This window comes from Lentzea alba (assembly GCF_047445655.1).
Lineage (GTDB): Bacteria > Actinomycetota > Actinomycetes > Mycobacteriales > Pseudonocardiaceae > Lentzea > Lentzea alba_A.
This window is the reverse complement of the sequence record NZ_JAJAEG010000007.1, coordinates 179574-205253: the sequence shown is the minus strand read 5'-3', so window position 1 is coordinate 205253 and position 25680 is coordinate 179574. Positions and strand designations below refer to the sequence as shown.

The following is a 25680-nucleotide window of genomic DNA, read 5'->3' as shown; positions in this document are numbered from 1 at the left end:
ATGCGCGTGCTGGCACTGCTCGACGGAACCCTCGCTGACCCCGACTCGCCGCAGATCCGCGTCGACGACCTCGGACTGATGCGCGGCGATGGCGTGTTCGAAACGATCCTCGTGGTCGACGGGAAGCCCCGCGAACTCACGCCGCACCTGGACCGGCTGGACCGGTCCGCGGCCATGCTCGACATGCCCGCGCCGCCGCGTGCGGAGTTCGAGCGCGCGGTCGAGCTCGTCATCGGCAACTGGGCCGGCGGCACGGAGTTCGCCCTCAAGCTCGTCTACACCCGCGGCATCGAGGGCGGCGACGGCACGGGCACCGGGTTCGCGCTCGGTATGGAGATCGGCGCGAAGGTGCTCAAGCAGCGCGCAGAGGGCCTTTCCGCCGTGACGCTGGACCGCGGTATCGACGCCGACCTGGCCGACCGCGCGCCGTGGCTGCTGCTGGGCGCCAAGTCGCTGTCGTACGCGATCAACATGGCCGCCATCCGCGAGGCCGAGCGCCGCGGTGCCGCCGAGGTCATCTTCACGACGTCGGACGGTTCCGTGCTGGAGGGCCCGACCTCGACCGTGATCCTGGTGCGCGGCAAGACGCTCGTGACGCCGCCGTCGAAGCTCGGCATCCTGCCCGGCACCACGCAGTACGCGTTGTTCCGCGCCGCCGAGCGCGCCGGCTGGACCGTGCTCGTGGAGCCGATCCAGACCGGCGAGCTCTACGACGCCGAGGGAGTGTTCCTCGCGTCCAGCGTCCGCAAGATCACGCGGGTCAACACGCTGGACGGCAAGCAGCTGCCCGACTCGTCGGCCCTGCTGACGGAGCTGCAGGGCCTGTACGAGTCCGAGTACTGAGTTACGGCAGACCCGTGGCGACGGCGCTCATCAGAGTGCCGTTGCCCGTGTCACCGGACATCTCCCAGATCATCGCGCCCAGCATGCCCTTGCTGCGCACCCACGCGGTCTTCTGCTGGATCGACCACGTGTCGTCGAACGACCACCACTGCCCGCCGTTGCCCTGGTAGCAGTACGTCGCAACGGCCTGGGTGTCGTGGTAGATCGTGCAGTTCGGGACCGACGCGATCAGGTTCGAGTACCCGCGCGTGCCGGCCTCCTCCGCGAACTGGCCAGGTGCGGCTCCACCGGCGGCCTGCCATTCCCCGTTCTTCCCGCCCGCGGTGACGTTCTGCCAGCCGCGGCCGTAGAAGGCGAGTCCGATGGTGAGCTTGCGCGGACTCACTCCGGCGTCGAGGTACTTCTGGATCGCGATCTCGTTGCTGAAGTGGAACGAGTACGGGTCGTCCACGTCGGTGTAGTTGTTGGCCTGGTGGCCGGTCCGGTTCGGCTCCCACGAGTTGTCGCTGCCCGCGCCGTGGAAGTCGTAACCCTGGACGTTGAAGATGTCCAGGGACTGCGCGACCCGGTTGAGCTCCCAGCCCGCGTCCATCTTCGCCGGGTCGGCCGGCGTGAACGCGGTCAGCTGGTAGCGCTTGCCCGTGGTCGCACCGAGTGCGTCGAGCTGGCGGCGGAACTCCTCGATCAGCAGCGAGTTGTTCACCTTGTCGTTGGGGCTGACGATGTTGCCCGCGTGGCCTTCCGCACCGGGCCACTCCCAGTCGAGGTCGATGCCGTCGAAGATGCCGGCGGCACTGCCCGGTCCGCCCGCGCTGTTGTAGGTCGGCAGGTTGCCCTTGATGTAGATGTCGATGCAGGACTGGACGAACTTCTTGCGCGACGCGTCGGTGGCCGCGGCCGGCGAGAAGTACTTCGAGTAGGTCCACCCGCCCAGCGAGATCAGGATCTTGAGGTGCGGGTGCTTGGCCTTGAGCTTCTTGAGCTGGTTGAAGTTGCCGCGCAACGGTTCCCAGCCCGTGTCGGCGACGCCGTCGACGGACTGCCCGGCTGCGAACGGCCTGCTGTAGTCGGCTTCCGCGTCACCGGCGCCGTCGCCCTGGTTCGGGTCCTGCGGGTTCGGCGTGGTGCCCTTCGTGACGCCCTGCAGACACGTGAGGTTGACCGGGTCGATGTTGGCGAAGGCGTAGTTGAGGTGCGTGAGCTTGGCGGCCGAGCCCGACGTGTCGAGGTTGCGCACGAAGTACTGACGGCCGTAGATGCCCCACTGCACGAAGTAGCCGACCTTCGCGTGACCGGCGACGATGTCACCCGTCCGTTCGGTCAGCGCGGTGCTGTGCGCGGACAGGTTGTCGTACGTGTCGCGCGCCCGCACGGTGAACGTGTAGCTCGTGGACGGTGCGAGGCCTGACACGACGGCGGTGGTGCCGCTGACCGTCTGCCTGACCGTGCCACCCACGTGGACGTCGTAGTTCGCGACGCCGCTGTTGTCGGTGGATGCGTTCCACGCCAACGTGATGCTGCCCGCGTCCTTGGCGGTCGCGCGCAGGTTGGTCGGTGTGGTCGGCGCCGTCGTGTCGTTCGCCGGGTTGTTCGTCGTGACGCTCAGGGCCCCGCTCGGAGCGCTCTGGGTGCCCTTCGTGTCCTTGGCCCGCACCGTGAACGAGTAGGCGGTGTTCGGGTTCAGGCCGGTGATGATCGTGGACGTCGTGGTGGAGCTGCCGGCCAGCGCTGAGCCGTTGTAGACGTCGTAGCCGGCGATCGGCAGCGAACCCGCGGTGGAGGCGTTCCACTGCAGGGTCACCGTGCGCGTGGTCTTGGTCGGCGAGGCCAGACCCGTTGGGGCGCTTGGTGGAGTGTCCGGGGCGCCGCTGCAGTTGGCGTTGTTGATGCGGCACGTCACCGGCTCGACGTTCTGACTGATGGAGAACGTCGGGCTGTAGGGCTCGGTGCTGCCGCCTGCCGCGACTGACTTGTTGTAGTGGGCAGGCGTCACCGTGACCTGGTTGCCGCTCTGGCTGACGGTGCCGTTCTGGCCGTTGCTGACCGTCACTCCGCTGGGCAGCGTGAAGACGATCGACCAGTCGGCGATGGCCGCGGTGGTGTGGTTGCGCACGATGAACTTCGCCGTGCCACCGGCGACCGAGTAGTCGGCCGTGACGCCGGTCGGTGCCGGCGCGGGGTCACCACTGCCGTCGCAGGCCATGTTGTTGATCGTGCAGGCGGTCGGGTCGGCGGCCGCGCTCAACGTGAACGTCGGGCTGTAGGGCTCGGTGTTGCGCCCAGGCGGGAGGTTGTTGATGTAGAAGGCCGGAGTGAGCGTCACTCTCGTGCCGTTCTGGGTGGTCGTCGCGTTCTGGGCGTTGCTGACCGTGACACCGGCGGGCAGGTCGAACTTGATCGACCACCCGTTGAGCGCGGTCGTGCCCGTGTTGGCGACGACGAACTTGCCGCTCGTACCGGTGCGGGAGAAGGTCGCGGTGATGCCCGTGGCGGCCTGTGCAGGGACCACCAGTGCGAGCACAGCGACCAAAATCGCTAGTAGGGCAGGGATTCGGCGCATGCGGAACTCCAGGTTGGTAGAGGTCCGCGGCGGCCTGGCAGTTACGGTACTTTGGTCTGGACCACTGCGTCAACGCGCTGGTCCTCAGCTGATCGGGCGGAACCTGACGCTCGTGCCCGGCCGCGCCTGACCGAGAAACCGCAGGTGATCGCGGTCGACAACGCCGATGACCGGGTAGCCGCCGGTCGTCGGATGATCGTTCAGGAAGACCACGGGCTGCCCGTCCGGCGGCACCTGGACCGAGCCGGTGATCATGCCCTCGCTGGGAATCTCGCCGTCACGACGATTCAGCTTCGTGCCTTGAAGTCGCGCGCCGACGCGGTTGCTGCGGTCGGAAACCGTCCAAGATCCTTGCCGCAGCTGGGTTTCCGCGTCCTCGAACCAGTCGTCCCGAGGGCCGAGCAGGATCGGGATGACCAACGTTTGCAGCGCTCGCAGCGGTGGCACGACATCCGCTCCGGTTGGGACGTTCGGCGTACCGAGCGGCAGAACATCGTTGTCCTGCAACGGGTCTGGACCGATTCCGGACAGCAGGTCGGTGGATCGGCTGCCGAGCTCCAGCGGCACGTCGATGCCGCCGGAGACCGCGAGGTAGCTGCGCAGTCCGGTGTCCGGCGTGCCGATCTTGAGTGTCGAGGCCTCGGCGAGGTGCAGCGGCTGGTGCGAGTCGGCTGATCTGCCGTCGACCCAGACCTCGACCTGAGGTCCGGTCACCGCGACCGTGCAGGACGCGTCGGCGACGATCTCCGCGCCGCCCAGCAGGAGTTCCAGCCCGGCGGCGGTTTCGTCGTTGCCGACGAGCCGGTTGGCCAGCTTGAGCGAGTCCTGGTCGAGTGCGCCCGACGGTGGCACGCCCAGGTGCGCGTTGCCGGGGCGGCCGAGGTCCTGGACGAGTGCCTGCGGGCCGGTGCGGAGGAGGGTGATGGTGCGCTTCACGCGATCACGAACCTGACCTGGTCGCCGGGCTGCAGCAGTGCTGGGGTCTCGGCCTTCGGGTCGAAGAGGGTGATCTCGGTGCGGCCGATCAGCCGCCAGCCTCCCGGCGTCGCTCTCGGGTAGGCGGCGGTGAACTCACCCGCGATGCCGACGCTGCCGGTTGGCACCTTCGTGCGCGGCGAGTCGAGTCTGGGCTGCTGGAGGGGTGCCGGCAGGCCGGTCAGGTAGGCGAAGCCGGGAGCGAAGCCGCAGAACGCGACCTCGTAGGTGGCTGTCGTGTGGAGCTCGACGACCTGGTCTTTTGTGATGCCCGCGGTTTCCGCGACGAGGTCGAGGTCAGGGCCGTCGTAGGCGACCGGGATGGTGATCTCGCGCGGGTGGATCTTCGGTGCCTTGGTCAGGTCGACGTCCTTGAGAGCCTCCCTGACCTGCTGGAGTGGGCCCTTCACCAGCACCGTTCTGGCGGCCGGCACCAGTTCCTCGATGCCGGGGAGGCCCTGGAGGACGGCGCGGACGGCCGCTACCTCGGTCAGGGAGTCGACCTCGACCAGGAGCGCATCGGTTCCGCAGCGCCGGAGCAGCATGAGCACATGCTACGGGGAATCGTGGGATTGTTGAACAATCCCACGACCCGGAGTTTCGTGTCGCGAGAGGCGGCGGTACAGCGCCGACTCAGCCGACGACGCGCTTGAGGTGCGCGGACGCGTGGGGCTGCAGCGGCTGGCCGACCATCGCGCGCTCCTCCACGTAGGCCAGGTCGCCGTTGTTGACGATGCCGTACAGGCGCTGGGAGGCCTGGACGTCCTTGGCGGTGGCGGTGCGGATGACCGCGTCGGTCTCGAACTCCCAGGACGTCTGGGTGCGGACCTTGCCGTAGTACAGCTCGACGATGCCCGTGTTGTGGGTGAGCAGCAGCTCGATGGTGTCGTCGGGCTGGGGCCGCCAGAAGCCCTGTTCTCTCGCTGCCGGCCGGATGACCTCGCCGGCCTCGTTGAGCAGCCAGGACCTCGCCTCGTAGACGAGGAACGGGCGGCCGTCGTGGGCGAAGGTGATCTGCTGGCCGTAGCGGAACGGGCCCTCGATCGTCGGGTAGACGATCTCGCCCTCGCCTCGCCAGACGCCTACGAGCGGGAGGACCGCCAGGAGGGCGTCGTTGAGGTTGGCGCCTTCGCGCAGGTTCGCCGTGTCGCCCGGGATGGGCATGTCGGTGAACTGCGGGAGGTTGCGCTCTCGCGTGGCGGCTGCTCGTTCCTCGGCCAGACGGATTGCCTCGTCGCCGCTGCTCGGGATGGTCATCGCTGGTCGGAGTACAGGCGGTAGACCACGTAGCCCGCGAACCACATGACCGCGATTGTCACTAGGACCAGGAGTCCGGTGAAGATGTGTTCCACGAGGGGAGGATATCTCTCCTGGGTTGACGTGCAGGGTTGTGGTGGTGGATGACACGGGCCGCCTGCGGTGGGCGCGCCGGTTTCGTGGTAGTCCCCCTGGTGCGTTGGCGGCCGGCGGTTTGCTGTCCGTAGGTGGTCCCGTTGCGTGCGGATGGTCGCCTTGAGGGACGCGACCGGGCGGGTGGTCGCCTTGCGGGCGGCGAGTCCTGTTCAAAGATGTGCGAAGGCCCCGGCGGTGTGTCCCGCCGGGGCCTTGTCTACCGATCAAGTCTTAGGCGACCGCGATCTCCACGGCGTGGATGCCGGGGCCCTCAGCCGAGACCTCGGACTGGCCGTTGCCGGTGCGGTGGAGCGCGCGGACCGTCCAGCTGCCCGGCGCCGCGAAGAAGCGGAAGTCGCCCTCCGGAGAGGTGACCACCTCGGCGGTGAACTCGCCGGTCGAGTCCAGGAGGCGGACGAAGGCGCCGCCCACGGGGGTGCCGTCCGCGACGACCTTGCCCTCCAGGACCGTTTCGGTGGTGTTGACGTCGATGGTGCCGCCCTGGGCGGGCGCGCCGCACGAGTCGGACATGTGATCAGGCCTCCTTGCCGGAACCGAGTTCGATCGGCACGCCGACGAGCGAGCCGTACTCCGTCCAAGAACCGTCGTAGTTCTTGACGTCTTCGTGGCCGAGCAGCTCGCGCAGGGCGAACCAGGTGTGCGAGGAGCGCTCGCCGATGCGGCAGTAGGCGATGGTCTTGCGGGAGCCGTCGAAGCCTGCTTCGGCGTAGATCTCGCGGAGCTCGTCGTCCGACTTGAAGGTGCCGTCCTCGTTGGCTGCCTTCGACCACGGCACGTTGACTGCGGACGGGATGTGGCCGCCGCGCTGGGCCTGTTCCTGCGGGAGGTGGGCCGGGGCCAGGAGCTTGCCGGAGAACTCGTCGGGGGAGCGGACGTCGACGAGGTTCTTGTTGCCGATCGCGTCCACGACCTCGTCGCGGAAGGCGCGGATGGAGAGGTCCTGCTCCTGAGCCTTGTAGGAGGTCGTCGCGCGGGTGACCTCTTCCTTGTCCAGGGGGCGGCCGTCGAGCTCCCACTTCTTGCGGCCGCCGTCGAGCAGCTTCACGTTGGTGTGGCCGTAGAGCTTGAAGTACCAGTAGGCGTAGGCGGCGAACCAGTTGTTGTTGCCGCCGTAGAGGATCACCTGGTCGTCGTTGGAGATGCCCTTGGCCGAGAGCAGCTTCTCGAAGCCCTCGCGGTCCACGAAGTCGCGGCGGATCGGGTCCTGGAGTTCGTTCTTCCAGTCGATGCGAACGGCGCCCGGGATGTGCCCGCCGTCGTACGCGGTGGTGTCCTCGTCGACCTCCGCGAAGACGACGCCGGGCGTCTGGAGGTTCTCCTCGGACCAGGCGGCCGAGACCAGCACGTTCTCACGGCTCATGGGAAGTTGCTCCTGTAGTAGTACTGGGCTTATTGCGATTGCGGACGTGCGAGGGCGGGTGCGTACCGGCGCAGCAGCAGGTACATCTCGCACCCGAGGCACAGGCCGAGCGCGGCGTTGAGCAGCGCTGCGATCAGTGCCAGGCCGGTTGCCACCATGCCGAGGGTCGTGAGGCCCGTGGCGTAGCCGAGGGTGCCGATCAGTGCGAAGACGAAGCCGACTCCCTGGGCGAACCGCAGCGGGGCGGCTTCTTCGCGTTCGGTGGTCGGGGTCAGTCGCGGCTGGATCGCGAAGCGGTAGACGTGACCCCACGGGTTCAGCTTCAGCGAGATGAACGCGCACATCGCGAACAGCACCGTCTGGGCGGCGAGCAGGCGCCACCAGCCGGTGAGGAGCACGACGGCCAGGATGACCGTGGTCATCCAGGCGGAGAAGCGCGGTCCGCGCGGGTCTACAGGGGAGTCTTTGGGCACAACGACCTCCGGACATTCGGACGAGGAGAAATTCAGTCCGTCAGAGGTGGCTGTTGGGCGTCAAGCGGCCCAATCAGCTCGTCGTGCGACACAGGCTGCTGCGCACGCGGCACAGGTCAACCGCGCGTCGCTTCGTGAGCAGCATGGTCATGCCAGCGAGGGTAGCCCTCAATCCCTCGGTCCGGGAGGTATGTCCATCTGGTGGAACAACGCAGGTTCACTCGACCGGATTAGGACAAATGCGGCTGCAGGGCGGCCAGCAACGTGTCGCGTTTCGGCACGCCACCGACTCGCAAAACCTCGGTGCCGTCGGCCGTGAGCGCCAGCGTGGTCGGCGTGCGCATCACGCCGAGCTGAGCGGCGACGTCCGGCAGGTCGGTCACGTCGAGTTCGGCGTGCGACAGACCGTCGGTGCGGTCGGCCAGGTCGCGCAGGATCACCTTCGCGTGCCGGCACGGCGCGCAGAACGTGGTGGAGAGCTGGACCAGCGTCACTCCCGGCGCGAGCAGGTCGCGCACGGGAGCGGGCAGGTCGAGCGAGTCGTCACGACGGGAGATGCGGCCCTCGCGGACCTTGAGCAGCACACCGATCGCGCCGGCCACAGCCAGCGCGCCCAGCAGCGCCCAGACACCAGTCATCGTTGGACCAACGGTACATCCGTGATCTTGCCCTTGAGGGTGAACGCACCCGGCTCGACCGCCACCTCGGTCGGCGTCGCGCCGAACGGAAGCGTGCCGGGGTTGATCGTGATCGCGAGCGCCTGGCGCAGCTGCGGGATGATCTGCTTCAGCGACGCGTCGTCCAGCTCGATGTCGTCGATGGTGATCTGGATGGCACCGCTGACGAGGGTGATCTGGCCGTACGCGCTGAGCGAGACGAGCTTGCCCGCGACGTTGGTCTGGCCGGAGATCCTGATCGCGGCCGTCGTCTTGGGGGCCTTGGGGTCCGCCGGCGCGGTCGTCGTCGTGGTGGTCGTGGTGACGCGGTTGTCGGGGTCGATCGAGAGCTTCTCGAACGGCGTCACCTGGCTCGCCAGGCGGTTCAGGTCCAGCGACTTGATCTTGACGCTGCCGTCGACCTCGTCGATGGTCGCCTTGGAGACGTTGCCCTCCAGCAGGTCGGCCAGCTCGACACGGGTGTGCCGGAGGTCGGCCTGGATCTCCAGGTCGCGGAGGTCGACGCCCTGCTGCTCGTTCTTGAGCGGCACGCCGGTCGCGTTGATCTGCACGTGCTTGTAGTCGCCGCGGATCGCCTGCAGCGTGAACGGGAAGCCGTTGATCCGCACCGACGGGTCCTCGTCGAGCTGCAGCTTCTCGCGCATCCGCTGGGCGATCTGGTACTCGCCCACCGCGGCCAGCGCGAAGTCGGCGGCCACCAGCAGCAGGCCCAGCACGACCACCGTGATGATGAGGAACTTGCCGCGCCGCGACTTCTTCTTCCGCGGCCGTGCAGGGGTGTGCGCAGTCATTCCTCGTCCTCGACGTTGCCGGCGATCCATGCCGCCATCCGGTCTACCAGGTCAGGAGTCGCGGCTGATTCCGCGTGCCGCATACCGGGCTCTATCCACAGCTCGGCATGTCCCAAGGACGCGCGGTGCAGTGACTTGGCGTGCTCCTGCCCGAAATAGTGGTCCAGGTCACCGTGCACGATCAGCAGTGGGGTGGGTGTGATGCGTGCCACCACCTCAAGCGGACTCTCCGGCGGTTGTACCCAGCTGTCGCCGAGCCGAACCCCGATCGCGCGTGCGGCCAGCTTGCCGTGCGGCTGCTCCAGCAACCAGTGCACCCGCCGCATCGGAGCGGTTTCCCGTGACCACCAACGAGCCGGCGCGCTGACTGAGACGACGGCGTCCGGCCTGGTCTCCCCTAGTGCGGCGTGTCGGATGACGATCGAGGCGCCCATCGAGAACCCGACCGTGGCGATCTTCGTGTAGCCGAGTTCGCGGGCCGTGCGCACCGCCGCCTCGATGTCGTGGATCTCGTCCGCGCCGACCGTGGACCGTCCCTCGGACCGTCCGTGGCCCCGGAAGTCGAAGGCGACGACACCTGCGTGCGTGGCCAGACGAGCGAGCATTCGCGCCACGTACGGCTTGTTCACATGATTGGTAAACCCGTGTCCCACAACGAATGCGAGCGGTCTTTCACTCTTGTAGTGGACGCCGTGCAGGCGGACCCCGTCGTGTGACATGGATGTAACAGGCGTGACGCTTGTGGAAACAACTGTGAGCACGGCTTCTTGACCTGGGACTTTCTCGGGGTGCACCGGTATTGTCTCCGTCATCCGCAGGCAACGGGGCCCGGTCACCGTACGCCGCTGGTCTGGTCGAGGTGACCTGACCACGGCCGATTAGGAGGGCGCCGCGATGAGCATCGACGTGCTTCTGCTGACGACAGACCCAGACCCGGAGGCCGTGCTTCCCGCGCTGGCTCTGCTCCCGCACGCCGTACGGCCACTGCGTCCGGAGGTCTCCGCGCTCCTCGAAGCCGGACCCCACGACATCGTGCTGGTCGACGCCCGCACCGATCTGGTCGGCGCGCGCTCGCTGTGCCGGCTGCTCGACTCCTCCGGTGTCGACGTGCCCGTGGTGGCGGTCGTCACCGAGGGCGGTCTGGTCGCCGTGAACTCGGACTGGTCGGTCGACGAGATCCTGCTGCCGAACTCCGGCCCCGCCGAGGTCGACGCCCGCCTGCGCCTGGTCCGTTCGCGCAGCGGTGCCGCCCAGCCCGGTGGCGACGGCGCGCTGCAGCTCGGCGACCTCGTGATCGACGAGGCCACCTACACCGCGCGCCTGAAGGGCCGCCCGCTCGACCTCACCTACAAGGAGTTCGAGCTGCTCAAGTACCTCGCGCAGCACGCGGGCCGGGTGTTCACCCGCGCGCAGCTGCTGCAGGAGGTCTGGGGCTACGACTTCTTCGGCGGCACCCGCACGGTCGACGTCCACGTGCGACGGCTGCGCGCCAAGCTCGGCCCCGAGCACGAGGCGTTGATCGGCACCGTGCGCAACGTGGGCTACAAGTTCGTCCGCCCCCCGCGTCCGGGCTCGTCCCGCCGGCCCGAGCTGGCCGAGGTCGACGAGATCGGTGACTCGGTCCACGTTCTGGATGAGCGTTTGATCGCGCGGTAGGTTCGCCTGTGTGGCGGAACTGAGCTGGTACGACGAGCTGACGGCCGACCAGGCTGCCGAAGTGGGGCAGCTGCTGACGGCTGCCGAGAGCACCGACGGCGTGGCCCCGGTCGGCGAGGCCGTGCGACTGCGGATGCGGCCCGGCAGCAAGGGCAGCAGGCACCTGCTCGCGCGCGTCGACGGCAAGCTCGCGGGATACGCGCACGTAGACGTGCTGGGTGACTCGGGCGGCCATCAGGTCGCCGAGCTCGCCGTGCATCCCGACCACCGCCAGCAGGGCGTCGGCGAGCAGCTGGTGAACGCCCTCCCGGCGGAGAACCTGCGGATCTGGGCGCACGGCGGCCACCCGGACGCGGACAAGCTCGCCCAGAAGCTCGGCTTCCGGAAGGTGCGCGAGCTCCTGCGCATGCGGCTGCGGGTGCAGAACGACCTGCCGGAGCCGAAGCTGCCCGAGGGCATCACCATCCGGCCGTTCGTCCCCGGCAAGGACGAGGCCGCGGTCGTCTACGTGAACCACCGCGCGTTCGACTGGCACCCCGAGCAGGGCTCGATGTCGATCGAGGACGTCCGCGCCAAGGAGGACGAGGACTGGTTCGACCCGGCCGGCTTCCTGCTCGCGTTCGACGCCGACGAGCGGCTGGCGGGCTTCCACTGGACGAAGGTGCACACCCCCGAGCTCGGTGAGGTGTACGTCGTGGGCGTCGACCCGGACCGGCAGGGCGGTGGCCTGGGCAAGGCCCTGACGCTCGCCGGCCTCGCGCATCTGCAGAACCGGGGCGTCACAGAAGTGATGCTTTACGTGGAGGCTGACAACGCTCCGGCAGTGCGCGTTTACACTGGGTTGGGATTCACCCTTTGGGATGCCGACGTTCAATACGCCCGGTAGTGAACGAAGCGTCACGAATAGCAAACGCGCAGGTCACGCCGTCACCCATCTGGTGGTGTTCCCGGCCACTCCCCGCCCTGTGTTCACCTCCCGTTCACTTTGTTTAGGCGGTCTGTCCACTATCGCTACATACCTTCCGTAGCGAGCGGCGACGTCCGTCGCGAAACCGCTAATGCTTCCGCAAGGTGGAGGACCAAGGTGAAGATCCAGCGGCACGGTGCCGTGCTCGGCCTCGTTGCGGCCAGCGCGCTGCTGCTCAGCGCGTGTGGCTCCGACAACAACGCCCCCGCGGGTGGCAACAACACCCAGACCAACGCGGCAAGCAAGGTCGAGTGCGGCGGCAAGGCCAAGCTCAAGGCCAGTGGTTCCTCGGCGCAGGCCAACGCCATGACCCGGTTCGTCACCGCCTATGAGAGCGCGTGCGACGGGCAGAGCCTCGACTACAACTCCAACGGCTCCGGTGCCGGTGTCAAGGAGTTCAACGGCAAGCAGACCGACTTCGGTGGTTCGGACTCGTCGCTCAACAAGGACAAGGGCGAGTACGACGCGGCCAAGACCCGCTGCGACGGCAACGACGCGTGGAACCTCCCGGCGGTCTTCGGCCCGATCGCCATGACGTACAACGTCGAGGGTGTCGACGGGCTCGTCTTCGACGCTCCTACCCTCGCGAAGATCTTCAGTGGCGCGGTCACCACGTGGAACGACCCGGCCATCGCCGCGCTCAACAGCGGCAAGCAGCTGCCCGCCGACAAGATCGTGGTGATCTTCCGCTCCGACGAGTCGGGTACCACCGACAACTTCCAGAAGTACCTGGAAGCCGCCTCGAAGGGCGCCTGGACCAAGGGGTCCGGCAAGGCGTTCACCGGTGGTGTCGGCGAGGGCGCCAAGGGCAACGAGGGCACCTCGTCGGCGGTCAAGGGCACCAAGGGCGCCATCACCTACAACGAATGGTCCTTCGCGAAGGCCAACAAGCTGCAGATCGCCAAGATCATCAACTCCGGCGGTGGCGAGGCGGTGGAACTGACCGCCGCGACCGCGGGCAAGGCCATCGACGGCGCGAAGATCAAGGGTGAGGGCAACGACCTGGTCCTCGACCTGAAGTCGCTCTACGCCACCGAGACCGCAGGTGCGTACCCGCTGGTGTTGGCCGCGTACGAGATCGTCTGCTCGAAGTACACCGACGTCGAGACGGGCAAGGCCGTGAAGGCGTTCCTCACTGTCGCGGTCACCGACGGCCAGAAGGGCCTCGAGGACGCCGGCTACATCCCGGTGCCGACGGCGTTCCAGGAGAAGCTGCTGACCGCCATCAAGGCGATCTCCTGAAGTTGATCGAGCGGTAGCGAACCCTGCGCCGGGAGCGTCCACCACGAGTGGCCGCTCCCGCCCGACTACGGATGATTGGCACCATGACCGAAGAAGTCACCGGCAGTTCGCCGCCTGCCAGGTCGAAGGGCCGTCGCCGGGGCGACGGCGTTTTCCGTTCCATGACCACGGGCTCCAGCCTCGTGATCGTGGTGTCCATTGGGCTGATCGGCCTGTTCCTGCTGATCCAGGCAGTGCCGTCGCTGCAAGCAAACACCATCAACTTCTTCACGAGTCCCGAGTGGTCGACCGGTGACGTCGGCAACCTCCGGTTCGGCATTCGCGACCTGCTCGTGGTCACCGTGCTGTCGTCGCTGCTGGCACTTGCGATCGCGATGCCGATCGCGATGGGCATCGCGCTGTTCCTCACGCACTACCTGCCGCCGAAGGTCGCCCAGCCGTTCGCCTACATCATCGACCTGCTCGCGGCTGTGCCGTCGATCGTCTTCGGCCTGTGGGGCGCCAAGGTCCTGGGGCCGTCGCTCGAACCGATCGCCACCTTCCTCAACGAGAACCTCTCCTGGATCCCGCTGTTCTCCGACGGCAACGTGTCGCTGTCCGGCGGCGGCAACATCTTCACCGCCGGCATCGTGCTCGCGATCATGATCCTGCCGATCGTCACGGCGGTCAGCCGTGAGGTGTTCCGGCAGACGCCGGTGATGCAGATCGAGGGAGCACTGGCGCTCGGAGCGACCCGCTGGGAGATGATCCGCACTACCGTTCTCCCGTTCGGGCGTAGCGGATACATCGCGGGTTCGATGCTCGGCCTCGGGCGCGCACTCGGTGAGACGGTGGCAGTGCTGATCATCCTGCGGTCCGCGAGCAGCTCGTCGTCGTTCAGCTTCTTCGACGGTGGTTACACCTTCGCGTCGAAGATCGCGTCGGCGGCGCCGGAGTTCAGCGAGCCGTTGTCCACGGGCGCGTACATCGCGGCCGGTCTCGTCCTGTTCGTGTTCACGTTCGCCGTGAACGCTCTCGCGCGGTACATCGCGGGCCGAGGAAAGGCAAAGGCGTCGTGACTGCCATTCTGACCGACCCGAACCGGCCCGCGCGGACGCCTGCGTTCCAGAAGATCAGCACCGCCAGGCAGGTCAAGAACCACCTCGCGACGGTGCTGGCCGGCTTCGCGTTCGCGGTCGCGGTCGTCCCGCTGGTGTGGCTGTTGTTCACCGTGGTCGCCAACGGTTACAAGGCCTTGCTGAGCAGCAACTGGTGGTCCAAGTCGCTCAAGGGCGTGCTGCCGGAGCAGTTCGCGGGCGGTGTCTACCACGCGTTGTACGGCTCGATCGTCCAGGCGCTGGTGTGCGCGCTGATCGCAGTGCCGATCGGCATCCTCACCGCGGTTTACCTGGTCGAGTACGGTAACAACGGCCGGTTCGCGCGGCTCGCGACGTTCATGGTCGACATCCTCTCCGGTGTGCCGTCGATCGTTGCCGCGCTTTTCGTGTTCGCGTTGTGGGTCACCACGTTCGGCTTCCAGACGAGCGCCTTCGCGGTGTCGCTCGCGCTCGTGCTGCTGATGCTGCCGGTCGTTGTCCGCTCGACCGAGGAGATGTTGCGGCTCGTACCGGACGAGTTGCGTGAGGCCTCGTATGCGCTGGGCGTGCCGAAGTGGAAGACGATCGTGAAGATCGTGCTGCCGACCGCGCTGTCCGGCATCGTCACCGGCATCATGCTCGCGACGGCCCGCGTGATGGGTGAGACTGCGCCGGTCCTCGTGCTCGTGGGTTACAGCCGGTCGATCAACTTCGACATCTTCGACGGAAACATGGCCTCGTTGCCTCTGCTGATCTACAACGAGCTGCTCAACCCCGAGGAGGCGGGCCAGCTGCGAGTGTGGGGCGCCGCGCTCACACTGATCCTCCTCATCATGTTCTTCAACCTCGTGGCGACCGTGATCTCGCGGTTCTCCGCGATCAAGACCAAGTGAAGCGGCGGAAGACGGATGGCCAAGCGCTTTGACATCAAGGACCTGAACATCTTCTACGGCAAGTTCCACGCCGTGGAGAACGTCTCGCTCGCGGTGCCGCCGAAGAACGTGACCGCGTTCATCGGCCCCTCCGGTTGCGGCAAGTCGACCGTGCTGCGGTCGCTGAACCGCATGCACGAGGTGGCGCCTGGCGCACGCGTCGAGGGCAAGGTGCTGCTCGACGGCGAGGACATCTACGCGTCCACTGTGGACCCGGTCGAGGTGCGCCGCACCATCGGCATGGTGTTCCAGCGGCCGAACCCGTTCCCGACGATGTCCATTCGCGACAACGTGGTGGCCGGGCTGAAGCTCGCGGGCATGAAGAACAAGAAGGAGCTCGACGAGGTCGCCGAGCGCTCGCTGCGCGGCGCCAACCTCTGGAACGAGGTCAAGGACCGCCTCGACCGTCCCGGCGGTGGCCTCTCCGGTGGTCAGCAGCAGCGTCTGTGCATCGCGCGTGCCATCGCGGTGCAGCCGGACGTCCTGCTGATGGACGAGCCCTGTTCCGCGCTGGACCCGATCTCCACGCTGGCGATCGAGGACCTGATCACGGAGCTGAAGAAGGAGTACACGATCGTCATCGTGACTCACAACATGCAGCAGGCCGCGCGTGTGTCGGACCAGACCGCGTTCTTCAACCTGCTGGGTGTCGGTCAGCCCGGACAGCTGATCGAGGTGGACGACACGGAGAAGATCTTCTCCAACCCCGGCCAGAAGGCGACCGAGGACTACATCTCCGGCCGATTCGGCTAAATTGCTGGCCGTGAGCCCGCAAAGCAAGTCTCGCAAGAAGAAGCAAGGCGCTGTCGGCCGTCGGCCCGAGAAGCAGTCCCCGTACGGGGCGTTGCTCGAGTCGGCGGCCGCGTTGCGTTCGGAGTCGTGGTTGCTCGCGGACGCCTGGGCGAGCGAGCTCTACGCCACGCTCTGGCTCGCCGGATCCGGCCACTCGCCGATGATCGACGCACTCGGTTCGATGAACGACCCGGCCGCCCTGACCGCGTTGCGCGCGCTGTCCGGTGTGGGCTCGGCGGAAAGCCGTGCTGCTTCCGCGGCGGCCGCCGAAACCGTTGCGGCGCGCGGTGTTGCCGAGCCTTCCTGGTACGTCGCCGGCGCCGCGCTGGAGTTCCGCGAGGCCTTCCTCGTCACGAACCTGTTGGGGGACGTGGAGGTCATCGCGATCACCCAGGAACGCGCTTCGGCTCGCGAGACCGTGTTGTTCATGCGCCAGCCGGTGCTCGGGGCCACCGCCATCGAGCTGTTCGCCACGCCGGACGAGGGCACCGTGGCGTTGCTGGAGGACATGATCGCCTCCACGCCGGACGCGTTCCGCGACCTGATCACGCCGTTGAGCGCTTTTGAGGCGTTCGACCGGGTGTGGCCGGACATCGAGCAGTTCTGGGAGGACGGGCCCGACGAGGAGGCCGAGGAGGGCCTGATCGGCTCCGAGGAGGTCCGGCACCCGATCCAGCTGATCGCTCTCGCCGACGCACGGGTGAGTGCGCTGGTGTCCAACGACCACGAGATCCCCGTCATCAGTCCGGAAAGGACGGACGAGGTGGTCGAGGCGTTCCTGGCTTCACCGCACGGGATCGCCGATGCCGAAGCCGCGAGGGCGTTCGCTCAGATCGTTGCTTCCGCTGCCGTTGAACAGAACCGCGACCCGATCGTCTACGGGCCGGCGTCGCTCACCGCCGTGCTGATCCTGAACGTGGCCGCGCGGGTGCACGTGTCGGACGCGGATCTGGCGCTGCTGCCGGAGATCGTGCGTGCGTGGGCGTACTTCACCGTGGACGCACGGGATCTGCCGCGCGACGAGGCGCGGGCGGCGTGGGACGAAGAACTGCCCACCGTGCTCGCCGAGTTCTCCGAGGCCTACGCCGATCCGGAGCTCGCAGACGAACGCGATGGGCAGTTTCGTTAGAGGCTTTTAGAGGTTCTCGTCGCCACCGTAGCCGGGCATCCGGCCGGTGACGACGAAGACCGTGCGCTTGGCGACCGACACGGCGTGGTCGCCGTAGCGCTCGTAGAAGCGGCCGAGCAGCGTCACGTCCACCGCGGTGGCGACGCCGTGCTGCCACTCCTTGTCCATGATCACCGAGAACAGGTGGCGGTGGATGTCGTCCATCGCGTCGTCCTCGTCCTCGAGGTTGCGCGCGCGGTCGACGTCCTTCTCGCGGATGATCGAGGCCGCCTCGGTGGCGAGCTTGACCGCGATCCGGCCCATTTCGGCGAAGTACGGCTGCACGTCCTCCGGCAGTGCCGACGCCGGGTGGCGGCGCCGCGCGGCCTTCGCCACGTGCAGGGCCAGGTCGCCCATGCGCTCGACGCTCTCGGCGGCGTGGATCACCGCGAGCACGGTGCGCAGGTCGGTGGCGACCGGTGCCTGCAACGCGAGCAGCGCGTACGACTGCTCCTCGATGCTGGAGCGGACGTCGTCGACCTTCTGGTCGCCGCTGATGACCTGTTCCGCGAGGCCGAGGTCGGCCTCCAGCAGGGCAGTGGTCGCGTTCTGCATCGCCTCGGCGACCATGCCGGTCATGTCGGCCAGTCGGTCGGCGAGCTGTTCGAGCTGGTCGTGGTAGGCCTCGCGCATGGCGCTCAGCCTACGTCCCGACCGTCGCGGCAGCGACATGCCAGGATGAACCCGAGGTGAACCCCAGGCGAATCACTTCGCGCAGGGGTCCTGTGCCGCGTTCACAATGGACAGATCGGTGCCGGCCTGTCCGTTGCCCTGGTTGCCGGTCTGCGTGCCACCCGTGGGTGCCGTGAACTTCTCGTCGAAGTTCGCGCCGAGCGTCAGCACGATCGCCCCGCCCATCCCCGGCGCCTCCACGAGTTCCGCGGTGGGGATGGCGGCCCTGAGCGTTGCCGCCTTGTTCTCGTTGCCCTTCGAGAACGTGATGGTGGTCTTCTGCGCCGCTTGCGGCGCGTCACCGACGGTGGAGACCTTGAACCCGAGCTTCTCCAGCTCCTTCACCGTGCGGCCGGCCGCGCCACCGTTGCTGGAGTCGCCGTTGAACACCTGGACGGTGACTTCCTTGGGGTCGATCACGGTGCCGGGCTGGGACTGCGTGGGAGCCTGCTCGCCGGGCTTGGACTCGACGGGCTTCTCCTGCGGCAGCGGCGTTCCGTCGATGATCGTCTGGAACAGCGCCTTGACGTCGTCGTCCTTCAGCCGCTCGATGTTGTCGTCCGGGTTGTTGATCAGCTTGTTGTCGTCGGTCCAGTGCGGCATCGTCACGAACGAGACGCGGCCCGCGTCGAGGCTCTGCAACGAGTTCGCGAGCTCGAGCAGCTGCGAGACACCGATGTTGTCGCCGGCGGTGGACTTCGTGAGGGCGTTGATGAAGTTGTTGAGCTTCGTCGGGCTCAGCAGCACCTCGTTCGACAGCGCCTGACGCAGCATCGCCGACAGGAAGCCCTGCTGGCGCTTGATGCGGTCGAAGTCGGTACCGCCGTCACCGGCTGCGTTGACCTTGCGGGCACGCACGTACTGCAACGCCTGGTCGCCGCTCAGCGTGTGCTTGCCCGGCTTGTCGATGATGAGGCCGAGCTCTTCGTCGTCGATCTTCGTGGGCGTGCAGATGGTCACGCCCCCGATCGCCGTCGACATCTCGCGGAAGCCGATGAAGTCGATGCTGACGAAGTGGTTGATCTGCAGGCCCGACAGCTGGGTCATCATGTTGGCCACGCACTCGGGCCCGCCCTCTCCGTACACGGAGTTGGCCATGACCTGCTTGGCCTCCGGCAGCGGTCCGCCGTACTGGCCGGTGTCCGGGTTCCACTGACGGCACTTCGGCCGGTCGACCCGCACGTCGCGCGGCAGTGACACCACGACCATGCGCTTACGGTCCTTGGGGATGTGCGCCAGCATGATCACGTCAGACCGCGCGCCACCCTCCTGAGCCTGGGTGCCGACGTTGTCCTCGGGCTTCGCGCCCGCCCTGGTGTCCGAGCCGACGAGCAGGAAGTTCTCGTCACCGAGCTGCTTCTCGGCCTGCTGCACCGCTTCCTTGTTGCCGCCGAGCGCGTCGATGTCCGTGAACTTCGAGTCGGCCCACTGCATGCCGGCCCAGCCGATGCCGGTCGAGGCGAACACCACCGCCGCCGCGGCGATCGCACCGATCCTGGCGACGCGCATGACCTTGCGCTGCTTGGGCGTGCGGCCCGCTGGCCGCTTCTCGTCCTCTTCCTCGCCGAGCGCGAGGGCGACCGGGTCGGCGAACTGCGTCGCCTCCTGGTTGTCCTCGTCGTCGCCGTCCTTGACCCACGGCATGAGCTTGGAGCGTCGTTCCTTGCGCTGGCGCTCCTGCTCGAGCAGCTCGTCGTGCACCGCCGAGAACCGCGCGAGCGTGTGGTCGACCTCGCGACGCTTCTTGACGTCGTCGCCGATGGCCTCCATCTCGGTGGTGAGGCACGCCGGGTCGATCTCGTCGCGGGTCTCGACCTTGGCCACCCCGGCGGCCGGGGCGATCTGGGTGGCTTCGGGACCCGGTGCCTCCGGCTCCTCGGGAGCGCTGCCGAGCCTGTTGGCGATCGCGGGTCGCGGACCGCTGGATTCTGCCCGTGGGGGCATCGGCCGAGGACCGCTCGACTCCGCGCGGGAGGGCATGGGCTGCCGGCCGGTCACGTCCCCGTTCGGGGGCATGGGCCGGCGTTCCGGCCCCTCGCCAGGGGCGGGAGGTCGCGGAATGCTGTTCGAGGACGGCGCCTCACCGGGCATGAGCCGTCGCGGAGCCGGGCCCGCGTCAGGGCCGTCCGGCGTCCCGCCGGGCGCGGGGGGACGCGGGATTCCGTTCGAGGAGGGTGCGTCGCCGGGGGTGAGCCTGCGGGCCACGCCGTCCGGTGCGGGACCCGGCGCGGGTCGGCGCAGCGTGCCGCCGGCCATGCTGTTGGCCTCGGGTGCCTGGTTGGGCCGCCTCGGGATGCCGTTGGACGACGGTGCGTCGCCGGGAGGCATCCGCCGCGGGTCCGCACCGGGTGCAGGCGGGCGCGGCATGCCGTTGGACGTGGCCTGATCGGGCGCCGGTGGGCGCGGCATGCCGTTCGACGTGGCCTGATCGGGCGCCGGTGGGCGCGGCATGCCGTTCGACGTCGCCTGGTCAGGTGCAGGCGGACGGGGCATGCCGTTGGGCGCTGCCTGGTCAGGTGCCGGTGGGCGCGGGATGCCGTTGGACGAAGGCACGTCGGGTCGCCGAGGGACGCCGTTCGGCGGCATCTCGCCGGGCGCGGGCCGTCGTCGTGCTCCGGTCGCGTTCGGGTCGCCGGGTGCCGGGCGGCGCTGCATCCCGGTGGCGTCCGGCCGCGGTCGCGTGCCGGTCTGCTCACCGGGAGGCGGGAAGGCGCCGTTCGGGGGTGCGTTCTGGGGCCTCGGCCGGGTGCCGGTCTGCTCCGCGACGTCCGGCCTGTGCCGCCGCCCGGTCTGCTCGCCGGTGAAGTTCTGCGGTGCGGCCTGGGGAGGCTGCTCGCCCATCGGCGGCCGCGGGCGCGTGCCTGTCTGCTCACCTGGTCGGTGAGCAGCGGGCGGCTGCTGCCGTGGCTGCTGGGGCGGTGCCTGCTGAGGCTGCTGTGGCTGTGGTGGCTGCGGGTCCGGCAACGCACGTCGGCCGGTCGCGGGCGGGTCTGGCAGGGCACGCCTGCCTGTCGTGGGTGCGTCGGGCGAGCCTGGCGGGACGGGTCGGGGGATGTTCGTCCTGCTGTGCTGCTCGATGAGGTCCGAGACGCTCAGGCCCCCAGAGCCTTCCATCGAGCGACGTCTACGGCCGGTCGGCTGGTCGTGCTGGGGATCCTGATCACCGCGGGAAGAGGGGCCGCCACGTCGGGGGTCGTCGGGCACCCAATCTCCCTTCTGGGTCAGAAGCTAATAGCGAGTCGTCATTACGAAGTGACGACGACCGGGACACAAGGGTTGCATCACCGGCGTGTCAGTTGCGCCCGCGATACTACGGATGTAGCCGACTTCTGACGACCACTCCGGGTGATCCAGCTGCTATCTGTACGCGATTACGCGCAGTCTGCTTGCCCTGAACGGGTGAGCCAGGTCACTCAGTAGTAACCGAGGACACGTGTCTCTGTGATGGCACGCCTGCCAGCCGCCGCGCCAGCGAGGCGGACCCGTCCGTCCGCACGGTACGCCACGGCGTTCCGCCCCGACTGCTTGGCCGTGTACAGGAGGCTGTCGGCGCGCAGCAGCTGTTGCTCGGCGGAGACCGCCGGGCGTTCGGGAGCCACCTCCGCGGCCGGCTCGTAAGCCAGGCCCGCGCTGACCGTCACGCGGAGCCCCTCCGCGATCTCCTGCCACGGGTGACGCTCGACACGTTCCCGGGCCGCCTCGGCGATCTCCACGGCCGCGGCGGCGTCCACCCGCGGCAGCACGAGGACGAACTCCTCGCCGCCGTAGCGGGCGCAGAACGCGTCCTCCGGCAGGTCCTGCTGCAGCAGCTCCACCACGCGCTGCAGCACGCGGTCGCCGAGCAGGTGGCCGAAGGTGTCGTTGACCTGCTTGAACCAGTCGAGGTCGAGCAGCGCGATGGCGAGCCCGTGCCGGCACGCACCGTGCTCGGCCAGCAGGTCCATCAGCCGTTGGTCGAGGTAACGGCGGTTGTAGGAGTCGGTGAGGCTGTCGCGCAGGCTCTGCTCGCGGGCCTCGGCGTGCTCCCGGCGCAACCGATCGACCTCGCGGCGCAGCTGTTCGGGAACCTGCGGCTCCTCGTCGGCGTAGACGAGGTCGAGCGCGGAACGAAGGTGCTGGTAGGCCTGCCGCCACTGGCCTCGGGAGGCGAGCAACGTCGCGATGGACTCGTGCAGCCCCACGGCACCCTGTTGCCCGGCGTCGGTCGGCTGGTCTTCTGCGATTTCGGGTCGCAGCGCGGTCATCGCGGTCACCTCCTTACTTGCCAGGTGTCGTCTCCGGAGAGGCGGCGCTTGAGCTAGAAGGACGTGTGGAGTCGGGATTTCCCCCGTCCGGTTGACCGTTAGCTGCTCCGATCCAGTGAGCTTGGTTGATCAACAACCCGCTCAGCCACCGAGGCAGGGTGCGAACCCGTACACCTCGTCGTCGAGCATCACGACGTGCATCGATCCGATCTGGCTGCCGATCGCCTGATCCTCCTGGCGCAGCGTGACCGTGACCGCGACGACGTAGACGTGTCCACGCGGATGAGCCTTCTCACCGGGGGGTGCCCAGTCGGCGTCCATCCGAAGCGTTGACCAGGTCGGTTCCACTTTGATGGTGGCTCCGCGCAGATCGCACGACTTCTGCCGGAAGTCAGGGTGTTGCGTGTCCTTCAACAGCTTCTGCTGCTGCGACGCGCCTTCGTCCCCCGCCTTGTTGAGGCGTTCGTAGAACTCCTTGAACTTGGCGCGGTCGCCGTCGGTCAGCTGGACCGGTTTCGCCGTGCCCGCGACCGGCCCTCCGCAGCCCGCGAGCAGCGCGAGCGAGATGAGTAGAACCGCGATCCGTTCAGCCACCGGAGTGCATCACGTCCGCGCCGGCGGGCACCGTCGCGTCCTCGGGGTCGTCCAGCCACCCCTCGGGAAGCACCACCTTCGCCGCAGACCCCTGCCGGCCGCGCGGCCCCTCGGCGTTCTCGGGGAACGGCACGGTCGGGTCGAGCTCCCCGATCAGGTCGTCCAGCTGCTGCAGGCTCGACACCATCGCGAACGCCCGGCGCGTGTCGCCGCCGACCGGGAAACCGTGCCAGTACCAGGCCATGTGCTTGCGGAGGTCCCTGAGGCCCTTGTCCTCGCCGTAGTGGGCCGCGAGCAGCTCGGCGTGCGTCTTGAGGATCTTCGCGACCTCGCCGAGGTTCGGGCCCTCGGGAATCGGTTCGTTCCTGAACGCCGCCTGCAGGTCGCGGAACAACCACGGCCGCCCGAGACACCCGCGCCCGACGACCACTCCGTCGCAGCCGGTCTCGGCGACCATGTCGAGCGCGTCCTGGGCGCTGAAGATGTCGCCGTTGCCCAGCACCGGGATGCTGGTGACGGCCTCCTTGAGGCGGGCGATGGCGGTCCAGTCCGCCTTGCCGGAGTAGCGCTGCGACGCCGTGCGCGCATGCAGTGCAACGGCCTGTGCACCCTCGTCTGCCGCGATACGTCCCGCGTCGAGGTACGTCAGATGGTCGTCGTCGATCCCGATGCGGAACTTCACGGTGACGGGCATGTCCCCGGCGTTGCGCACCGCGGCCCGCACGATCTGCCGGAACAGCTCCCGCTTGTACGGCAACGCCGCCCCGCCACCCTTGCGCGTGACCTTGGGCACCGGGCAGCCGAAGTTCATGTCCATGTGGTCGGCGAGGTTCTCGTCCACGATCATCTTCGTGGCCTCACCAACGTTCTTCGGATCAACGCCGTACAGCTGCATCGACCGCGGGTTCTCACCCTCGTCGAACGTGATCATGTGCATGGTCATCGCGTCGCGCTCGACCAACGCCCGCGCCGTGATCATCTCGCACACGTAGAGCCCGGCCCCGTACTGACGGCACAGCTGCCGGAACGCCACGTTGGTGATGCCGGCCATGGGGGCCAGCACAACGGGCGGGTCGACGGCGAACGGGCCGATCTTGAGGGTGGCGGGAACGGACACGCCCCCAGGTTACGGCACTGACCTGCCGCGATCTTCGCCGAGAGCGACCTCGAACGCGTCCAGGACCGCGACCTGGTGGCGACGTTCGTCACGTTCCCCGTTGGTCCACCGGTGCTCGCTGTCCGCGGTGCACTCCCAGTGCGGGTCTGTGCCGTCGCCCTGACGGAAGCAGCCGCCGAGCGCCACCAGCCCGGCGTCCCTCGCCGCCATGTTGCGGTCGTTCCACGGGCCGTATGCGATCGGCACCCCTCTCGCCCCGCACGCCGGGCACCACACCTCGACCGGTTTGGCGAGGTGCGTGCTGAGCGCCCGATGGGTTTCCTCGTCGAACGCCACCAGCCGGATCCGGTCGATGATCGCCAGCGAGCGGATGGTGAGCGCCGCGATCTCCGCCGCGCGGTCGGTGGGGAAGCCGTAGATCCCGGTCGCGATCGCGGGGAACGCGATGCTCTCCAGTTCGAGCTCCTCCGCCAGCAGCAGCGACTTGACGTAGCAGCTGGTCAGCACCTCGTCCTCGCCGTGCTCCCCACCCTCCCAGACCGGTCCCACCGTGTGAATCACGTACTTCACCGGCGCGAGGCCGAAGGCGGGCGTCGCGACCGCCTTCCCCGGTTCGCACGGCGCCAGCTCCGCCCCGGCCTCCGCGAGCCTCGGCCCGGCCGCGCGGTGGATCGCCCCGTCCACCCCACCGCCACCCAGCAACGACTCGTTCGCGGCCGTGACGATCGCGTCCACGTTCTCGGCGGTGATGTCGCCGAGCACCACTTCGATCGTTCCCATGGCGAGAAGCCTGGCACCTGCGACGTTCCACAGACGCGGACTTCACGCGACGCGAACACCCCCGGTGCCCCGATCGGGTCTGAGGGCCTTCTGCCAACATGCCCGCAGGAGGTGGCCTACGCGTGGGGGCGGTTCAACTGATCAGGTCCGGGTTCGAGCGGTTCTTCGTCGACGGACCGGTCGGCAAGTCGACCGGCGGCGGCGAACAGCAGGTCATCAACGTGCAACAGGTGGGCGACCTGGCGCTGCCGACGGGCAGACTCGTGGCGGCCGACCCGTTCGTGCTGTGGCCGGAGGACGCCGAGGCGTTCACCGAGACGGTCGCGCCGGGCACGTACCCGGTGTCGGTCTCCCTGGTCTCGTGGGTCGACAGCGAGGGCTACCCGGACCTGCGCCAGGGCTACCGCGTCGCCGCGGCCAAGCTCACGGTGCAGGACGAGCCCGCGTACTCGTGGACCCCGGCCGTGCTGCCGGGCGAGCTCGTGCCGATGCAGGAGGAGTTCGGCTACGAGGTGAAGTCGAGCACCGGCGCGTTCTTCGACCTGGCCGCCGCGCCCGCGATAGACCGCCTGGCCAGCGACGACGAGGCCGGCAACTGTGACCTCATCGACGCGCTCGGCAAGGTCGGCGGCGGCCGCGGTCCGGCGAACGTCACCGATTTCGAGTCCGGTCTGAACGTGGTGGCGTTCTCGACCGGTTGGGGTGACGGCGTTTACCCGACCTGGGTCGGCCGCAACACCGCGGGCGACCCGGTCGCGTTCGTCACCGACTTCTTTGTCATCAACCGCTAGAAGCTGACGTTCACACAGCCGAGCCGCGGACCGGCGGTCCCGGCCTCACCGGGCTTGGTGTGCGTGTGTTCGTTGTGCAGCACCACGGACTGCGCGTGCCGCTCGGTGAACTGCCAGTCCACAGTGGACGACGTGTAGGCGAACCCGTTGCCGTCCGTGTGCACGTCGAGCCAGATCTCGTTGCGGGGATTGGCATACGCCGGATCCACCGACGGCTGCACCGGGTCCACCACGTTCTGGAAGTGCGGTCCCGCGTCGGCCGGGAGGGGCCCGCACTTCTTCACGTGCACGTGCGCCCCGTACGCCCGGTTCGGCAGCAATCCCTTGACCTTCAACAACACCGTCGTGCCACCGCTGATCGTCGGCACCGACACCACGACCGCCTTGGCCCCGGCCGGCACCTTGGCGTCGTACGTCACGGCCTTCGCCGTCGAGCTGTAGGTCTCGAACTTCGCGAACGTGTAAGCCGGCGCGGCCTCGGCCACTCCGGCGGTCGCCGTGAACAAGAGCGCGGTGCCCACCGCGACTGCAAACGTCTTCATGGCCTCTTGCTTAGT

27 protein-coding genes are annotated in these 25680 nt (G+C 68.2%); 9 read left to right on the top strand and 18 right to left on the bottom strand.

Annotated features, from left to right (window positions below; genetic code table 11):
- Positions 1-843, top strand: a complete 843-nt coding sequence (locus tag LFM09_RS13775; RefSeq protein WP_414096793.1) for an aminodeoxychorismate lyase — start codon at positions 1-3, stop codon at positions 841-843.
- A 1-nt stretch (position 844) separates the two neighbouring features.
- Here the strand turns inward: LFM09_RS13775 and LFM09_RS13770 are convergent, their stop codons facing one another.
- The 11 genes from LFM09_RS13770 to LFM09_RS13720 all read right to left on the bottom strand — a co-directional run bounded on the left by LFM09_RS13770 (position 845) and on the right by LFM09_RS13720 (position 9811).
- A complete protein-coding gene (locus LFM09_RS13770) occupies positions 845-3364 on the bottom strand; it encodes a glycosyl hydrolase family 18 protein (RefSeq protein WP_414096792.1) in 2520 nt (839 codons plus the stop codon).
- Positions 3365-3487: 123 nt separating this feature from the next.
- Complete coding sequence (locus LFM09_RS13765) at positions 3488-4339, bottom strand: biotin-dependent carboxyltransferase family protein (protein WP_414096791.1); 852 nt, start codon at positions 4337-4339, stop codon at positions 3488-3490.
- Positions 4336-4923 carry a 5-oxoprolinase subunit PxpB gene (gene pxpB / locus LFM09_RS13760; RefSeq protein WP_414096790.1) on the bottom strand — a complete coding sequence of 196 codons (588 nt, stop codon included), beginning with the start codon at positions 4921-4923 and terminating at the stop codon, positions 4336-4338. The genes LFM09_RS13765 and pxpB overlap by 4 nt, the downstream gene beginning before the upstream one ends.
- 88 nt (positions 4924-5011) lie before the next feature.
- The gene (locus tag LFM09_RS13755; RefSeq protein WP_414096935.1) at positions 5012-5629 is read right to left on the bottom strand and encodes an FABP family protein; all 618 of its coding nucleotides are present in this window, start codon (positions 5627-5629) and stop codon (positions 5012-5014) included.
- A gap of 372 nt (positions 5630-6001) precedes the next feature.
- Entirely contained in the window at positions 6002-6301 is a 300-nt protein-coding gene (locus LFM09_RS13750; protein ID WP_414096789.1) for a DUF1416 domain-containing protein, read from the bottom strand.
- A gap of 4 nt (positions 6302-6305) precedes the next feature.
- Complete coding sequence (locus LFM09_RS13745) at positions 6306-7151, bottom strand: sulfurtransferase (RefSeq protein WP_414096788.1); 846 nt, start codon at positions 7149-7151, stop codon at positions 6306-6308.
- A 29-nt stretch (positions 7152-7180) separates the two neighbouring features.
- Positions 7181-7624 carry a DUF4395 domain-containing protein gene (locus LFM09_RS13740; protein ID WP_414096787.1) on the bottom strand — a complete coding sequence of 148 codons (444 nt, stop codon included), beginning with the start codon at positions 7622-7624 and terminating at the stop codon, positions 7181-7183.
- Positions 7625-7697: 73 nt separating this feature from the next.
- Complete coding sequence (locus LFM09_RS13735; RefSeq protein ID WP_355300619.1) at positions 7698-7769, bottom strand: putative leader peptide; 72 nt, start codon at positions 7767-7769, stop codon at positions 7698-7700.
- Positions 7770-7854: 85 nt separating this feature from the next.
- The gene (locus LFM09_RS13730; protein WP_414096786.1) at positions 7855-8262 is read right to left on the bottom strand and encodes a thioredoxin family protein; all 408 of its coding nucleotides are present in this window, start codon (positions 8260-8262) and stop codon (positions 7855-7857) included.
- A complete protein-coding gene (locus LFM09_RS13725) occupies positions 8259-9092 on the bottom strand; it encodes a DUF2993 domain-containing protein (RefSeq protein WP_414096785.1) in 834 nt (277 codons plus the stop codon). Before LFM09_RS13725 ends, LFM09_RS13730 begins: the two co-directional genes overlap by 4 nt.
- Positions 9089-9811: an alpha/beta hydrolase family protein gene (locus LFM09_RS13720; RefSeq protein WP_414096784.1), complete on the bottom strand. Its 723-nt coding sequence runs from the start codon at positions 9809-9811 to the stop codon at positions 9089-9091. Before LFM09_RS13720 ends, LFM09_RS13725 begins: the two co-directional genes overlap by 4 nt.
- Before the next feature lie 175 nt (positions 9812-9986).
- Between LFM09_RS13720 and LFM09_RS13715 the strand changes: the two genes are divergently transcribed.
- The 7 genes from LFM09_RS13715 to LFM09_RS13685 all read left to right on the top strand — a co-directional run bounded on the left by LFM09_RS13715 (position 9987) and on the right by LFM09_RS13685 (position 16886).
- Positions 9987-10748, top strand: coding sequence for a winged helix-turn-helix domain-containing protein (locus LFM09_RS13715; RefSeq protein WP_414096783.1), 762 nt, complete (start codon positions 9987-9989; stop codon positions 10746-10748).
- Positions 10749-10758: 10 nt separating this feature from the next.
- Positions 10759-11634: a mycothiol synthase gene (gene mshD / locus LFM09_RS13710; protein ID WP_414096782.1), complete on the top strand. Its 876-nt coding sequence runs from the start codon at positions 10759-10761 to the stop codon at positions 11632-11634.
- Between the two features lie 198 nt (positions 11635-11832).
- The gene (gene pstS / locus LFM09_RS13705) at positions 11833-12957 is read left to right on the top strand and encodes a phosphate ABC transporter substrate-binding protein PstS (protein WP_414096781.1); all 1125 of its coding nucleotides are present in this window, start codon (positions 11833-11835) and stop codon (positions 12955-12957) included.
- An 83-nt stretch (positions 12958-13040) separates the two neighbouring features.
- On the top strand, positions 13041-14015 hold the full coding sequence (gene pstC / locus LFM09_RS13700) for a phosphate ABC transporter permease subunit PstC (RefSeq protein WP_414096780.1): 975 nt from the start codon (positions 13041-13043) through the stop codon (positions 14013-14015).
- Complete coding sequence (gene pstA / locus LFM09_RS13695; protein WP_414096779.1) at positions 14012-14926, top strand: phosphate ABC transporter permease PstA; 915 nt, start codon at positions 14012-14014, stop codon at positions 14924-14926. The genes pstC and pstA overlap by 4 nt, the downstream gene beginning before the upstream one ends.
- A gap of 15 nt (positions 14927-14941) precedes the next feature.
- Positions 14942-15718: a phosphate ABC transporter ATP-binding protein PstB gene (pstB, locus tag LFM09_RS13690; RefSeq protein WP_414096778.1), complete on the top strand. Its 777-nt coding sequence runs from the start codon at positions 14942-14944 to the stop codon at positions 15716-15718.
- 10 nt (positions 15719-15728) lie between these two features.
- Entirely contained in the window at positions 15729-16886 is a 1158-nt protein-coding gene (locus tag LFM09_RS13685; protein WP_414096777.1) for a hypothetical protein, read from the top strand.
- A 6-nt stretch (positions 16887-16892) separates the two neighbouring features.
- On the opposite strand, the gene phoU is transcribed toward LFM09_RS13685, so the two are convergent.
- The 6 genes from phoU to LFM09_RS13655 form a co-directional block, all read right to left on the bottom strand.
- Positions 16893-17558, bottom strand: coding sequence for a phosphate signaling complex protein PhoU (gene phoU / locus LFM09_RS13680; RefSeq protein WP_414096776.1), 666 nt, complete (start codon positions 17556-17558; stop codon positions 16893-16895).
- A gap of 72 nt (positions 17559-17630) precedes the next feature.
- On the bottom strand, positions 17631-20438 hold the full coding sequence (locus LFM09_RS13675; RefSeq protein ID WP_414096775.1) for an LCP family protein: 2808 nt from the start codon (positions 20436-20438) through the stop codon (positions 17631-17633).
- 572 nt (positions 20439-21010) lie between these two features.
- Complete coding sequence (locus tag LFM09_RS13670; RefSeq protein WP_414096774.1) at positions 21011-21841, bottom strand: GGDEF domain-containing protein; 831 nt, start codon at positions 21839-21841, stop codon at positions 21011-21013.
- Between the two features lie 141 nt (positions 21842-21982).
- Entirely contained in the window at positions 21983-22435 is a 453-nt protein-coding gene (locus tag LFM09_RS13665; protein WP_414096773.1) for a hypothetical protein, read from the bottom strand.
- A complete protein-coding gene (gene dusB / locus LFM09_RS13660; protein ID WP_414096772.1) occupies positions 22428-23552 on the bottom strand; it encodes a tRNA dihydrouridine synthase DusB in 1125 nt (374 codons plus the stop codon). The genes LFM09_RS13665 and dusB overlap by 8 nt, the downstream gene beginning before the upstream one ends.
- A gap of 9 nt (positions 23553-23561) precedes the next feature.
- Complete coding sequence (locus LFM09_RS13655) at positions 23562-24332, bottom strand: macro domain-containing protein (protein ID WP_414096771.1); 771 nt, start codon at positions 24330-24332, stop codon at positions 23562-23564.
- A 122-nt stretch (positions 24333-24454) separates the two neighbouring features.
- On the opposite strand from LFM09_RS13655, the gene LFM09_RS13650 reads away from it, so the two are divergent.
- Positions 24455-25123: a DUF4241 domain-containing protein gene (locus LFM09_RS13650; protein WP_414096770.1), complete on the top strand. Its 669-nt coding sequence runs from the start codon at positions 24455-24457 to the stop codon at positions 25121-25123.
- Here the strand turns inward: LFM09_RS13650 and LFM09_RS13645 are convergent.
- Entirely contained in the window at positions 25120-25665 is a 546-nt protein-coding gene (locus LFM09_RS13645; protein ID WP_414096769.1) for a superoxide dismutase, read from the bottom strand. The two genes, LFM09_RS13650 and LFM09_RS13645, sit on opposite strands and share 4 nt — an antisense overlap.
- Positions 25666-25680: the final 15 nt, after the last annotated feature.